Source organism: Syntrophomonas erecta subsp. sporosyntropha (genome assembly GCF_055395365.1).
Genome location: NZ_AP042459.1, coordinates 1,978,044 through 1,992,661, shown reverse-complemented (window position 1 = coordinate 1,992,661; position 14,618 = coordinate 1,978,044). Strand labels below are relative to the sequence as shown.

Annotated in this window: 15 protein-coding genes; 2 read left to right on the top strand and 13 right to left on the bottom strand. The window is 44.5% G+C overall.

The features are described from left to right. Positions 1–3: 3 nt before the first annotated feature. Positions 4–1,947 carry an oxidoreductase gene (locus ACZ5Q0_RS09650; protein WP_447182502.1) on the bottom strand — a complete coding sequence of 648 codons (1,944 nt, stop codon included), beginning with the start codon at positions 1,945–1,947 and terminating at the stop codon, positions 4–6. Between the two features lie 358 nt (positions 1,948–2,305). On the opposite strand from ACZ5Q0_RS09650, the gene ACZ5Q0_RS09645 reads away from it, so the two are divergent. After that, positions 2,306–2,623 (top strand): transposase, encoded by a 318-nt coding sequence (locus ACZ5Q0_RS09645; protein WP_447182485.1) that lies wholly within the window; start codon positions 2,306–2,308, stop codon positions 2,621–2,623. 47 nt (positions 2,624–2,670) lie between these two features. Further along, positions 2,671–3,543 (top strand): IS3 family transposase, encoded by an 873-nt coding sequence (locus ACZ5Q0_RS09640; protein ID WP_464827124.1) that lies wholly within the window; start codon positions 2,671–2,673, stop codon positions 3,541–3,543. 232 nt (positions 3,544–3,775) lie between these two features. Here ACZ5Q0_RS09640 and ACZ5Q0_RS09635 read toward each other — a convergent pair whose 3' ends face one another. The 12 genes from ACZ5Q0_RS09635 to ylqF form a co-directional block, all read right to left on the bottom strand. Then, on the bottom strand, positions 3,776–4,588 hold the full coding sequence (locus ACZ5Q0_RS09635; protein ID WP_447182501.1) for a CoA-transferase subunit beta: 813 nt from the start codon (positions 4,586–4,588) through the stop codon (positions 3,776–3,778). Further along, complete coding sequence (locus tag ACZ5Q0_RS09630) at positions 4,589–5,566, bottom strand: CoA transferase subunit A (protein WP_447182500.1); 978 nt, start codon at positions 5,564–5,566, stop codon at positions 4,589–4,591. It lies immediately after the preceding gene. A 90-nt stretch (positions 5,567–5,656) separates the two neighbouring features. After that, positions 5,657–6,805, bottom strand: a complete 1,149-nt coding sequence (locus ACZ5Q0_RS09625) for an acyl-CoA dehydrogenase (RefSeq protein ID WP_447182499.1) — start codon at positions 6,803–6,805, stop codon at positions 5,657–5,659. A 19-nt stretch (positions 6,806–6,824) separates the two neighbouring features. Beyond that, complete coding sequence (locus tag ACZ5Q0_RS09620; protein WP_447182498.1) at positions 6,825–7,607, bottom strand: short-chain-enoyl-CoA hydratase; 783 nt, start codon at positions 7,605–7,607, stop codon at positions 6,825–6,827. 35 nt (positions 7,608–7,642) lie between these two features. Further along, positions 7,643–8,497, bottom strand: coding sequence for a 3-hydroxybutyryl-CoA dehydrogenase (locus ACZ5Q0_RS09615; protein WP_447182497.1), 855 nt, complete (start codon positions 8,495–8,497; stop codon positions 7,643–7,645). Between the two features lie 45 nt (positions 8,498–8,542). Next, a complete protein-coding gene (locus ACZ5Q0_RS09610) occupies positions 8,543–9,898 on the bottom strand; it encodes an acetyl-CoA C-acyltransferase (protein ID WP_447182496.1) in 1,356 nt (451 codons plus the stop codon). 206 nt (positions 9,899–10,104) lie between these two features. Beyond that, positions 10,105–10,284, bottom strand: coding sequence for a Com family DNA-binding transcriptional regulator (locus tag ACZ5Q0_RS09605; protein ID WP_446818235.1), 180 nt, complete (start codon positions 10,282–10,284; stop codon positions 10,105–10,107). A 97-nt stretch (positions 10,285–10,381) separates the two neighbouring features. Then, positions 10,382–10,492: a Com family DNA-binding transcriptional regulator gene (locus tag ACZ5Q0_RS09600; protein WP_464827304.1), complete on the bottom strand. Its 111-nt coding sequence runs from the start codon at positions 10,490–10,492 to the stop codon at positions 10,382–10,384. A 295-nt stretch (positions 10,493–10,787) separates the two neighbouring features. Continuing rightward, positions 10,788–11,954 carry a CapA family protein gene (locus ACZ5Q0_RS09595; protein WP_446818236.1) on the bottom strand — a complete coding sequence of 389 codons (1,167 nt, stop codon included), beginning with the start codon at positions 11,952–11,954 and terminating at the stop codon, positions 10,788–10,790. 238 nt (positions 11,955–12,192) lie between these two features. Continuing rightward, positions 12,193–12,402: a sulfurtransferase TusA family protein gene (locus ACZ5Q0_RS09590; RefSeq protein WP_446818237.1), complete on the bottom strand. Its 210-nt coding sequence runs from the start codon at positions 12,400–12,402 to the stop codon at positions 12,193–12,195. 12 nt (positions 12,403–12,414) lie between these two features. Then, positions 12,415–13,485: a YedE family putative selenium transporter gene (gene yedE, locus ACZ5Q0_RS09585; protein WP_446818238.1), complete on the bottom strand. Its 1,071-nt coding sequence runs from the start codon at positions 13,483–13,485 to the stop codon at positions 12,415–12,417. A 267-nt stretch (positions 13,486–13,752) separates the two neighbouring features. Next, on the bottom strand, positions 13,753–14,589 hold the full coding sequence (gene ylqF / locus ACZ5Q0_RS09580; protein WP_446818239.1) for a ribosome biogenesis GTPase YlqF: 837 nt from the start codon (positions 14,587–14,589) through the stop codon (positions 13,753–13,755). Positions 14,590–14,618: the final 29 nt, after the last annotated feature.

Genomic DNA, 14,618 nt, shown 5'->3' with positions numbered 1-14,618 from the left:
CCTTTATCCCAACCGGGCCTGCAGCATCTCGCCCTGAAGTACCGCCGCCCTTATACCGCCAACTTCCAGGGCATCACCGATTACCAATACCCGAGAATGCTGACCTACCACCTCATTATACAGGCTGCGGTCGGGAACGAATCCAGAAGCAATAACCACATTATCCGGCCTTAAAACCCGGGTATCTTTCCCCTGGGTAGTTATTACTACACTATGGTCAGTAACATCTATAACCCGGCTGGAAGTACACTTTTCTACCCCGGCCTGGTCCAGCCTATTCATTAAAGCCCGTCGATTTTTCTTTTCCATGGCCGGAGCTAAAAATCGCTTTTGTTCCACAATAGTTACCCGATTTCCTTTAACCGCCAGGAAGTCGGCTACCTCACAGCCATTACAGCCCCCACCTAACACAACTACATTTTTCCCCTTTATTTTAACCTTTCCATCCAGCACCTCTCTGAGATTAAGCAAAAACCCACCTGGTTGTATCCAGGAATAGGGAGGATCAACTGGTCGGGAGCCGGTAGCCAGTATAAGATAATCTGGCGGCGTTTCCTGTAAATCCTGGGCGGAATAGGTACAATTTAACCGTATATCTACTCCCGAACGGAATAATTGACGACTGAGGTAATCCCGAAAACGGGCTATCCAATGTTTTCCCGGAGACAGGCAAGCCAGGTTAAGCAGACCGCCTACCTGTGATTCTTTTTCATATAGAATTACCTCAAAACCTCGATTTTGCAAAGATATAGCCGCCTGCATTCCAGCCGGGCCGCTGCCCACCACCACTACCCGGGGCTGATAACTACGCTGGCCTTCAACCAGCTTAAGCTGGTGTTCCCGCCCGGTAGTAGGATTAACTGAACAATGAACCGGCAGCCCTTTAAAATTATTTTCTATACACTTATTACACATAATACAGGGCCTTATCTCACGAGAACGCCCTTCCTGAGCTTTCTTAGCCCAATCACTATCTGCTAATAAGGCCCGGCCCAGAAAGATAAAATCCGTTTTCCCGGTAGATATAACCTCCTCGGCTTGGCTAGGATCACGAATTATTCCTCCCCCTATTACCGGTATATTAACCGCTTTTTTGACTTCTTCGGACAGGTACATCCGCCAGCCTTCTGCATAGGATGATGGCTCGATACTGGTGAGACCAGATTCATAGGTTCCGCAGGAGCAGTTAATTACATCTACACCACAGGACTCCAGTTTTTGAGCAATGATGATGCTTTCCTTCATACCTAGACCACCATCAATAAAATCATCAATATTAAGGCGAACACCTAGGGCCAGATTAGGGGCCTGTCCCTTAATACCGTTTACTATTTCTAGCAAAAAGGCCATTCTGTTTTCCAGACTTCCTCCGTAACAGTCGGTACGGTGATTAGTGTGAGGAGAAAGAAACTGATTAACCAGATAACCATGGGCAGCATGTATTTCAACCCCATCAAAACCTGCCCTTTCAGCATAAAGAGCTGATTTTATAAAACAATCCCGTAATCTTTCAATCTCATTAATTTCTAACTGTTGGGGTACTTCCCTAATAAACGAGCAGGGCAAAGGACTGGGAGCTACTGGGGGTACTCCCCCGGTAACCACCGAGCTGGTTTGACGGCCGGCATGAAAAAGCTGAATAAAAGCCCGGGCACCATAACTTTTTATAGTTACCGCCAGGCTGTTTAATCCATTTATATAGCGCATATTGTCAATACGCAGCTGCCCAAATCCTTCGCAGCCAGCCGGCATGTCCACGCAGGCTGCTTCCACTATGATTAACCCTACTCCCCCCCGGGCTCTGGCTCCATAATAATCAAGGGTAGCCTGGCTTACCTCACCATCAAGCGAAGCGTAGCCGGTAGCCATCGGCGACATAACCACACGATTCTGCACCAGATATCTGCCTATAAACGCAGGCGAAAACAAAGTTTTGTAACAATTCATAGAAAAAACGCCTCGCTTTCCTAATTTTAAAAATATTATACCATATTGGATAATAAAGCCTCGAAGTATTTCTCTTCCTCTTAGGCTTATTTCGACATAAAATCTCTAAATCTTTCTTAATAGGACTGGAAAAAACAAAAAGAGAAGAACACCGCAAAATAATAGCAGTCCTTCTCTTTATTTTATCTTTTAAATTATTTTTCGTCTGTAAATAAGGTAAAAATTTTACATACTCCGGTTTTAAGAAACCCCTTTTAAAACCCGGAAAGTTTTTACCTTAGTAGTGTTCTCTTTAGCCCCCTAACCGACTTGGACAAAGTATCTTAATCTGGTACCTTTTAAAACAGGAGGGGGCAATATGCAACGTAAAAGGTACTCACAAGAATTTAAAGATCAGATTGTTAAAGAATCTCTGGAAGTTGGCAATGCCGCTATTGTGGCCCGGAAGAATGATTTATCTGCCAACATGGTCAGTCGTTGGGTTAGAGAACATAAGAATCACAATAGTATTGGAATAGGACCAATCCCTGTTAGAATCGGACCATATAATCAAAGCGCTAAAGCATTGGAATCTGAAAACGAGAAACTTAAAAAGTTGCTGGGCGAAAAAGACCTTGAAATAGCCATTCTTAAGGATCTTGTAAAAAAAACGAACCCACAATTCAAGATAAAGTAGATATATCCAGCAAATGGATATCAAGAGGATATCATAAAACCCTTGTATTGCGATTGGTCGGGCTTAGCCGCTCAACATACTATTACCATTTGAAGCATCCAGTTTCTGCACTTAATCACAGAGGCGGCCACCCGACAACTGCAAGTACCTGCACTAACGATGGCAGATTTGTAAGCAATGAACAGGTTAAAGAATGGCTTTGTGAACTCATCTTCGCTGAAGGAGAATACTATGGTTACCACAAATTAACCTGGGCGCTCAGACGGAAATACCAGCTTATCATCAATAAAAAGAAAGTATATCGTTTGTGTAAAGAACTGGATATATTGAAACCGCAGCGTAAACTTAAAGCAAAGCATCCCAGACGACTGGCACGGAACCATGAAATTACTTCTTCAAATCGTCTGTGGGAAATCGATCTCAAATACGGCTATATTACTGGAGAAAACCGTTTCTTTTATATTCTGCCTATCATAGACGTGTTTGATCGGGTTATTGTGGATTACCACATCGGCCTAAACTGTAATGCTCAGGATGCTGCACGTACTGTACAGGCAGCCATGTTTAAACGTCAGGTATATGGAACCGATGATTTAGTCATCCGAAGTGACAATGGGCCACAGTTTATCAGTCATCATTTTGATGAAAGCTGTATTAAATTCGGCGTTGAACATGAGCGTATTCCTTGTCGTACACCCAATAAAAATGCTCACATTGAATCTTTCAATGCCATCCTAGAAGGAGAATGTCTGAGCAAGCATGAATTCCAAAGTTATGCCGAAGCTTACGATACGGTAAGCCAATTCATAAAAGACTACAACGCAGTGCGGATTCATTCCAGTTTGAAATATCATACTCCAAATGAAGCGTACCACCTGTTACAGCAGAAATCCTTAAAAATCCAGTCTGTAAGGGTATAATAATGATCCTGGCAAAGCCAGTTTATATAAATTTTCAAATTCTAAGTATCAGCCAGACATTAAGAGTTTTTGTACAATATTAGGGGGTCAGTCCGGTGTTCCGACAGTTACCTGTAAACCAGCCTTAGAACAACCCCTCTTTTTCTACCCGCCTAAACTATAACTATTAATATTTCCCTTTACCAATACCTGGCCGCAGAAAAACTCGCTTTGCACCTGTAGACTAAACAAATTAAGGTAGGAAAATTCCCTCTGGATCTACTGTTTTATATAATAAATCCAGTTCGTGGTAGGTAGGCGGTTTAGTTTCGCCACTAACCCGGGAAATATTAAGGTCAAAAGAACAGTTCTCTTTTACCTGTTCCGGGGTATAACCCGGGTGTACTGTTTCCAGGTACATAACCCCTTCCTCATCAAAACGAAATACCCCCATATTAGTTATAACTGCCTCAGGTCCTCCCCGGAAAAACTTTCCGTAGATTTCTTTTTTATGCGCCCATTCCCCTCCCGGCCATTTATGCAGTCGCCAGCCTGGAGAAGTAATATAATCCACATTTTCTCTAAAGCGACGTTTTTCCTGCACCATTATAAACACTGTACGCCGGGCCAGGGCATTAATATCCGGGTTACCTCCACTACCGGTAAACCTTTTATCAGGAGAGCAATAATTACCCAGTACAGTAGTATTAACATTACCATACTTATCTATCTCTGCTCCTCCTAAAAAAGCTAAATCCACATAACCGGTATGGAGCTGCCCAAAAAAGGCTTCGGTTAATCCCGCGGCCATGGAAGCCTGGTAAGCACAACGCGCATCCCCCACTGATGAAGGAAGATGAATAGGCCTTCCATCAATACTACCTGCTTCGTAAATACATACCGACGCAGGGGCACTAGTCAACTGGGCCAGCATAATAGCCAACATAGGCAGGCCGGTACCAGCAAAAACCACATCACCATCTTTTACCTCACGGGCTGCTGCCACAGCTAATAAGTCGATAGGTTTATATTCACCTGGTCTGGCAAAATCGTTCCTATCAGCCATTTATCTCGCCCCCCTTTTCACCCGGGTTGAATAGCCCAGAACCCGGTTAGCCCGTAATTTTTCTAATCGGGTTATACCTAGTTTTTCCAGGTATTCTTCATGGCTTTCCACCCCAAAGATCCACTCATTAGCCCATTTTTCAAAACCTTTTTCCGATTTAGAAGCCACATACAAATCCTTTATAAACTCGCCATCAACATCGTAATACCCTTGTGAACCGGTGGGATGAGCTCCCCAGGGTAATTCCAGTACATAATCTACCGCAAAACCAGGGGCCAGATTCTTTTCCGGTTCCTGGCGCAAATAGCTGTCCGGTACAATTTCTTCTGCTACCACGATCACCTTTTCAGCCGCTTTGATTACCTCGGCATCCGTATAGGTCTGAGCAAACATCCTTACAGTTCCTTCATCTCCTACCTGGGAAGCATATACCAGAGCCCAGTGGGGATTGGCAGCCGGCATAAGCAATACCTCTCCCATGCCAAAAAAGGGATCCTGTGCAGTAGTGTATTTCTGCAGCGGGATTTTGGGATTGGAACCATCACGTAGTCCGGCTCTTCTCAGCATGTCAAACTCCGGGTTTAATATGTCAGTACCCATAGACAATGCACAGGGTAAAAACGGCAGCCCATATGCTCCAGCCAACAGCCGGGCCACTACATGACCATGGCTGTAGTCCTCGACAATAATACCACCTTCCACCTGCCCCCTGGCAATAGCCTCCCCCAGTTTCCCGTATAATTCATGCCCTACCCAGCAGGATTCCCATATCTTAATAGTCCCGGCTCCGGCCAGTACCTCAGTATGGGTCCCGCCGTTAACTTCAAATAGGTGCAGGTTTTTCTTACCCTGACGCACCATTTCGTAAACTAAAGCCATAGGACGTCGCCAAATAGTGAATCCACTGAACGAAAGCATATCTCCATCATTTATTAAGGCAGCAGCTTCTGATAGTGTGATCCTTTTTGGTACTCCCATTTCTTTCCTCCTTTGTGTTACCAACCCCTTAAAAGCTGGTGCCAGCATAATCTACTGGCACCTAAACCCTTAAAGGGGATAGCTGGTTATTTAAAACTTACCAATCACTTCGCGGCCGATAATCATTCTTTGAATCTGGTTGGAACCTTCATAAATCTGGGTGATCTTAACATCACGCATCATTCTTTCAACGGGGAACTCACTGCAATAGCCATACCCGCCCATCAGCTGTACACAATCGGTACACACCTGCATGGCAGTATCCGTAGCAAATTTTTTAGCCATAGAGGCTTCCTTATTATGAGATAATCCCTGATCTTTAAGCCAGGCAGCCCGGTAAATTAAAAGCTGGGCAGCATCCAAAGCTGATGCCATATCTGCTACCATGAACTGAACCCCCTGGTTAGCCGCCAAAGGTCTGCCAAACTGGCGTCTTTCTTTAATATAATTTACAGTAAACTCCAGAGCCCCTTCCCCTATTCCTAGGCCCTGGGCACCAATAGTAATACGTCCTCCGGCTAAAAGGCCCATAGCTACCTTAAAACCGTCATTAATTTCCCCCAGTACATTTTCTTTAGGTACCTTAACATCTTCAAAATATAGTTCCACAGTAGGCGAACCGTTCATACCCATCTTGCCCACCGGTTTACTCATGGTAAAACCAGGGGTATCTTTTTCGATTATTAGGCAGGTAATCCCCCTGCCAGGAGGCTGGGTAGGATCAGTCTTTACAAAGGTACAATAGGTAGTAGCCACTCCACCGTTAGTAATAAAGATTTTGCTGCCATTAACCAGGAAATGATCCCCTTTATCCTCGGCTTTACATTTTAAAGAAGCCGCATCAGAACCAGCATCTGGTTCGGTAAGGGCATAAGCACCTATAATTTCTCCCGTAGCCAAAGCCCGCAGGTATTTTTCCTTTACCCGTTGGCTGCCATATAAATAGGTACTCATACATCCCAATCCAGTATGCACACTCATGATAACTGCAGTAGAGGCACAGCATTTGGCCAGTTCCTCTACAAATATAGCAAAATCCAGGTAAGTAGCCCCTGCTCCTCCCCATTCTTCAGGAATAGGCAAACCAGTAAGACCTAGATCAGCCATCTTTTTAAAATTCTCTATAGGAAACTCATGGGTTTTATCAATCTCCGCTGCCAGCGGTTCAATTTCATTTTTAGCAAATTTTCTAAACATATCCCGCATCATTAAAGATTCATCTGACAGAGCAAATTCCATTAATAAGCTCACTCCTCCCCTATTTCCCCCGGAAATCAGGCTTTCTCTTTTCTATAAAAGCCTGCATACCTTCTTTCTGGTCTTCGGTGGCAAAACAGATCCCGAATAAATCTACTTCCAGGCTCATGGCCCGGTCAATATCCGTTTGCAACCCCTCATTGACTGCTACTTTACACATCTGCACCGCCACTTGCCCTTTGCTGGCAATTTTATTGGCCAGCTTAGTTACATAGTCCATCAGTTCTTCACTGGCGACCACGTGATCTACTAACCCGATACGCAAGGCTTCCATAGCATCAATCACATCGCCAGTATAAAGAATCAACTTGGCCATACCCGGTCCCACAATACGGGGCAAACGTTGTGTCCCTCCAAAACCTGGGGTAACCCCCAGGCCTACTTCAGGCTGGCCAAACTTGCCCTTTTCCGAGCTAATGCGTATATCACAAGCCATAGCCAGCTCACAGCCTCCACCCAGACAAAAACCATTAATAGCAGCAATTACCGGTTTTTCCATAGATTCAATCAGCCGGAAAACCTGCTGCCCTAGGATCCCGAACTTACGTCCTTCAAGGGCCGCCATATCCTGCATAAAGCTAATATCAGCCCCGGCTACAAAAGATCGGTCACCTGCTCCAGTTATAATCAGAACTGCAATATCATTATCAGCCTGCACATTTTTTACGGCGGCTTTTATATCCAAAAGTGTTTCTTTATTTAGTGCATTCATCGCCTTAGGGCGATTAATGAATAATGTGGCTATCTGCTTTTCCTTCTGCAAAATAACGTTATCAAACTGCACCTTCATTCCCCCTTCCAATAACTGCCCCCTGACTGCTAGGAGCGGTAATTGTATATACCCCGGCCGGTTTTTCGCCCCAGCCAGCCGGCCTGTACGTATTGTTTGAGAAGTGGGGAAGGACGATATTTAGGATCACCATAACCGGTATACAAAACATTTAGTATAGATAAAACGGTATCCAGTCCAATTAGATCAGCCAGAGCCAGGGGCCCCATGGGATGATTCATACCCAGTTTCATAATATTGTCAATATTCTCGGGAGGAGCTACCCCTTCATACAATTCCCAGAGAGCTTCATTGATCATAACCTGCAACACGCGGTTAGATACAAAACCAGGTACATCCTTACACCATACCGGAGTTTTGCCCATTTTGACGGAAGCCTCTTCGATAATCTGGTAGACTTCATCAGAAGTAGCCAGGCCGCGGATGATTTCCACTAATTTCATCACCGGTACCGGATTCATAAAGTGCATACCGATAACCTTTTCCGGCCGTTTAGTAACTGCGGCTATCTGAGTAATAGGCAGGGAAGAAGTATTGGTAGCTAAAATAGCATGATCCGGGGTAATCTGATCCAACTGTTGGAAAACCTTTTTCTTAATATCAAAATTCTCAATAATGGCCTCGATGACCAGATCAGCCTGGGCGGCATCTTCCAGATTGACGGAGGGCGTAAGTCGCTTCATGATCGCCTCTTTTTCGTCTTCAGTCATCCTTCCTTTAGATACATTGCGTTTCAGGTTGCCTTCAATTACGGCCAGGCCTTTATTGACCAGATCCATATTGATATCATAAAGAACGGTATTCCATCCACTCTGGGCTGACACCTGGGCAATACCGTTTCCCATCTGGCCAGCTCCTACCACAAAAATGTTTTTTATTTCCATGTTTTCTGCCTCCTTAGTTGTACTAGTTAAAATTAAACGGTGTGCCTATGGCTCTACCTTGATTAGCATAGAATCACCTTGAGCATGACCGGAACATATTCCACAAACTCCATATCCACCGCCCCGGCGTTTTAATTCATAAGCCAGGGTCATAAGAATACGGGAACCAGTTGCCCCAATGGGATGGCCAAAAGCTATGGCACTGCCATTTACATTGACTTTTTCCAACATTTCTTCTTTTTGCATTCCCAGTACACCACGGGCACTGACTAGTACCACGGCAGCAAAAGCCTCATTAATTTCAATTAAATCCATATCTTTATAAGTCAGATTATTCTGTTGGAGGACCTTTTTAATAGATAATCCCGGAACAGTAGCAATATCCTTAGTTTGCTGGGATACTTCCGCATAATCAATCAGGGTAAATAATGGTTTGAGGCCTAGTTCATCAGCTTTTTCGCGACTCATCAGCATCACTGCCGTAGCCCCATCATTAACCCCGGGAGCATTTCCAGCTGTCACACTACCTGGAGCACCCGTCACTGTACTCTTGTGGTTGAAAACAGGTGTTAGCCTGCCTAATCCTTCCATAGTAGTATTAGGCCGCGGTCCTTCATCAACCCGCATAACATCTTTACCCCGCTTAATAGCCACTGGGAATACTTCATCATCTAAACGACCATTATTCATAGCATCTACAGCTCTGGACTGGGAGATAAAAGCCCACTCATCCTGATCCTCCCGCGTAATCCCAAACTCATCGGATACTTCGGAGCCATGCAGGGCCATATGCCGGTTATAAAAAGCATCCCATAAGCCGTCGTAGACCATGAGATCCACCACCCGCCCATTAGGAATACCCATACGACTTCCCCAGCGCAAATCAGGTAAAGAATAAGGGCAATTACTCATACTTTCCATACCACCAGCTATAACTATCTCGGCCCGGCCGACTTTTATTAATTGCATAGCCAAATCAACCGTCTTAATACCCGAAGAACAAACTTTATTTATGGTTATGGATGGTACTGATTCAGGCATACCAGCCAGCAGAGTAGCCTGGCGGCTGGGTACCTGTCCGCAGCCGGCGGGAACGACCTGTCCCATGTAGACATAATCTACCTCTTCAGGCTTAACTTTTTCATCTACCCTACGCAAACATTCCTTTATTGCCAAAGCCCCCAGCTGGGATGCATCGTATTCTTTTAATTTCCCCCCAAAAACTCCAAAAGGGGTCCGACAGGCAGAAACACATACAACTTCTCTTAACCGGGCATAGGCATTATCTGTAATGCGGCCCATCCCCTCAAACTTAGCCTTCCTCTCGCCTAGCTTAGCAACTGGCACCGTAGCAGGATAATCAGCTCGTTTCATCTCCAATTTCTGAACAAAATCAGACATGGCATTGCCTCCTTATAGGATATTTATTTTGGCATAAGATTCTTGTGGGTGCTATATACCCCAGGTAAACACGATAATTTTCTAGCCTCACCTCCCCGTGCAGAAATAGCAAAAGCCCCGCCAATTTTTTTTGGCGGGGCTCTGGGCCCTCTAATTCAAACATAAAAAGATAACAAGGGAAATTTATATTAATAAGGATAAAGCAGTTATAATTCGATAAAAATCTTAGTCGTTAACCGATCTTTATGGTCAGGTGGTTTATCTCCACTGATGGTCACTGTAAAATAGTTCACACAACCACATCGGCAACATTTTATTTCCAGTTCAGCATATTTTTTGTACCTGGCTAATAATTTGTGACACCTCCGGCACCTTAACTCCTGCATTATTCCACTCCCTTCAAAAAAACCCCGATAATTTTTATAAACTATCGGGGCTCTGCGGCTCTCTTTTTAAAATATTTACTTTTACCAGGTAATAAGTTTAGCTGTAACAAAGATTTCTCTTTATAGTTAATCTGTTATATAGATAGTTAATAAATCCACAGCGGGGGCACTTTATCTCCAATTCATACTCTCCCCGGCAGCGCCCCAGTAATTTGTTGCATTTTTTACATCGAAAATCCCGAATACCATCTTCACCTCTTTTTAAAAAACATAAACCTATAAAACCGATAAAACTTAAAATAACCTTTAAGGGAAAGACTAATTCTGCGTCTATACCAGGTACCTACTATCGGGAACAACCCTCGGCACAAAAATAGTTGTATTAAATAGCTATTATTTAAACCCGCAAAATATTACTAAAAAAAGAAGCAGGGGGACGGTCTTTTTGCTTCTTTTTCCCTTTTTAAGGAAGAAGGAAGCAAAAGGACCGTCCCCCCTGCTTCCTAATATGGTTGGCCTAGGCGGCTTTGGGTATCCCGTAGGACATTTTGAAGTAAAGGAAGATCGGTCTGGTTCATTACCGGTTCCTGCCCATTTTGAATTTTCTTAATGGTTTCTTCTACCGGTACCACCCGAAATTGTACTTTTCCATCCTGGGAATAGGAATGAGAATAGGTAGGAGTATAGGTTACCGAATCAAGCACCGTTATTCCAGTGCTCATATCCTTAGTAAATTGTAAACGCAGTACGATACCGCTGTTTCTTTCCTGACCACGCTGGTGGCTGATAAAGTTACCCATAGAATAAATTACATAACCAGTTCGCTCCCCTATATTGACTATCTCCATGGTCTGAATAACATGGGGATGACTGCCCAGGATTACATCGGCACCTGCCTTAATAAATTCATGAGCCAGCATCACCTGCTCCTGGGTCGGACGCGGGGAATATTCAACTCCCCAATGTAAAACCAGCATTAGTACATCTACCTCTGACCTTATCGCCTGTATATCAGTTAAGATCTTCTCCCGATCCAGAAAATTAAAAAAATAAGGGTGCTCCTCAGGTACTGGAATACCATTAGTTCCATAACTGTAAGCCAGGTACCCTACTTTTACCCCTTTAATATCCTTAATTAAAAATTTCCGGCTCTCTTCTTCACTGCTATAAGTGCCCACAGTATCAAGTCCCCGGCTGCGCAATACTTCCAGGGTACGCAAAGCTCCCCGGTAGCCCCGATCCAGAGCATGATTATTGGAAGTAACTATTAAATCAAAACCGGCTTCTTTAAATGTATCAGCTATTTCATCCGGGCTGTTAAAAGCAGGATAGCCGGTAAAACCTGATTCTGGCCCGGCCATAGGGGCTTCAAAGGTGGTTGAAGTATAATCTCCCTCCTGTAATAAAGGCTTTACTTCACGAAAAAAAGAACTAAAATCATAACTGCCCTCCCGCTGTTTTCCAGACCATATCTGGGTGTTATGCATTAAACAATCCCCGGCCGCTGTCAGAACTATGGTACTAGTGCGAGGGGCTATCCGTTCAGGAGGATCTTCCCGTTTAGATTGAGAAACAACCGGTACTTCTTCCCCTGCTTGCCATGAATAAATAAAGCAGGCCGCTACCATTCCTGCCACTAACAGAACTAACACCAAAAACCATCTTTTCACTACCTGATCCCCCCGGTAAAACCAGAAATCCCGCTTAAAAATCGGGTAGGAGGCTGCCCATTGTGATAGACACCCTTGCCCTCGGGTTATCTTCCTGCTGGTTAGGTGATAGGGTTTCTTTCAACCCATCGGCCCAGCAAACATGCTGGTCAAACTAAAAAGAAGAACCTTATAACAAACGGTTCTTCTTTCATTCTATCGTTTTAAACTATATTAGTCTGCAATTACTTGGAAAATATTACTTATGCAGTACCATTTCCCAGCTATCCTTTTCATCTTTAGTTATATTTACCGTATATCCCTGGGAATGGGCTAGTTTAGCAACATTTTCCTTGGATACCTGGCTGGTGCCCACCACCAGTAAATCATTAGCTCCCTGATCCATAGCTTTTTTACATCTAATTACCGGCATAGGACAGCTTAACCCCTGCACATCAACCTTTTGCATAACACCATCCTCCTATTCTTCCCGGAAACTCCAACCAATCCACCCCATAAGGATAATTCCTACTACACAGGCGATTTGCCCATAATTACCGACTCCAGCCGGGCTGGCTGCCAGCATAAAGTTATGGCAAAAGGCGGCTCCGATGACCATTCCGACAACTACGGCTGCCGCATCCATATCACCCTCACCAGATAAAATCAACTGGCGCAGGGGACACCCGCCTAAAAGAGTAGCAGTAAGCCCTACCAGGTATAATCCCAAGAAATTCCATACCTGCATGGTGTGAGCAACAGGCTGATCAGCGAAACCAGGCTTAAAGAAGCCAAAGGCCAGATTAAGAACCAGTGCACCAATAAATACACCTATGAATCCCAGTAAAAGATAATTGTCCCGGATAAGTATAAAATCCCGGATGCCCCCGCTCAAGCAAAGACGGGTTCGCTGGGCCAAAAAACCTACCACTATACCGGCCAGTAACGAAAGGGCCAGAGGAGCAGCCATTGATCCAGGTCCCTCAGCACTAAAGAACAACGGTCCTCCAGCATCCGGGTTAAAAACCGTACTTTTTAACAATAGGACAAAGAAAAAAACAAAAACTATAGGTAGCAAATATCCTCCGGTATTAGTGTGACTATACTCAGATCGTCCCAGATTGAATCCCTTTTTGAGGAAAAATACTCCCGTACCTACTCCAACAATAAAGCCCACCAGACCAACTACCGCATTATAATCCCCGCCAGCCATGCGCAGTACATCCCGCAAAGGACATCCCAGGAAAACCAGAGCACCAATCATCATAAATACGCCCATTACAAACCGGACCAGAGTTGCTGATCCTCCCCGGGCCTTAAACTCACCTGCAAACAACGATGTAAGCAGTGCTCCCAGTACAATACCGATGATTTCCGGGCGCATATACTGAACTACTCCGGCCCGGTGAAGCCCCAGAGCCCCAGCCATATCCCGCTCAAAACAAGCTATACAAAAGCCCATATTGGGTGGATTACCCAGTTTCACCAGTATAGCCGCAATTGCCCCAATGACCAGCCCAGTAATTAAAATAAACCACCTGCTTCTATCCATTCCTCCCCCAACCTCCTATTGACTATATATAACTATTGGTTATATATAGTATAATGTTTTCTAAATTATATTCGTTAACAAATTAGTTAATCCTTCTTTTTTCTTTACTTTTATCCAGAAATTCATATGGAATTCACCAGTCTTCGATAAAAAATACCGCAGAACGATCTTGGGATCGGTAGGATACAGAGGCTTATCAGTTATTTAATAATATGGCAAGGAGGTATCAGGGAATGGCTGAAGGGCTATTAGAAAAGCCCCGGGAAGCTAATCCAGACTGATTCTTCCCAGGTTACCTTTACGGTAATCCAGAATCAGTTGCTGGCAGGTTTTGTCCAGATCCAGTTCTCCACCTTTGACTAGATGACCGCGCTTTCTGGCTATGATTTCCAGTAAAGTACCTTCCGGTTGATCCGGTTCATCCACCTTATATCTTTCCGTCAATACCCAGGGAAACTTTTTCCTGAGCAGGCGGAGCAGGTACAGGCAGACATCCATTTCATGATAAGCGTTTTCCCCGATAATATTAAGCAGGGCCAGTTTTAAACCTTGTTCCGGATCCCCGATGCGGGGCCACATAAGCCCGGGGGTGTCCATAAACTCAATATCTTCCCTCACCCTGATCCACTGCTTTCCTCTGGTAACACCGGGGCGCTCTCCGGTACGAGCCATCTTTTTTCCTACCATAGCATTTAAAAAAGTGGATTTACCAATATTAGGGACTCCCACCACCATAACCCGGGCTGGGCGTACCCTTCTTCCTTTATTCTTCATGGCGGCGGCCTTTTCCTTATAAGCTGCCCGGAGCACTTCGACCACCTGCCGAGAACCCCGACCACTGATAGAATCCATAGCTGCTACCAGATAGCCTTCCTGTTTAAAATATTTTATGTAGCTGCGGGTAGCTTCAGGAGAAGCCAGATCAGCCTTATTTAAAATGAAAACGATTTTTTTGCGTTTAACCATCTCTTCCAGATCAGGGTTGCGACAAGACAATGGAGCCCGGGCATCTAGAAGTATTACCGCTATATCTACTAATTTCACATTTTCCTCTATTTCCCTGCGGGCTTTGACCATATGTCCAGGATACCAATTAATACTCACCTTAACCCACCTCCAGGAAAAAAAGAGAA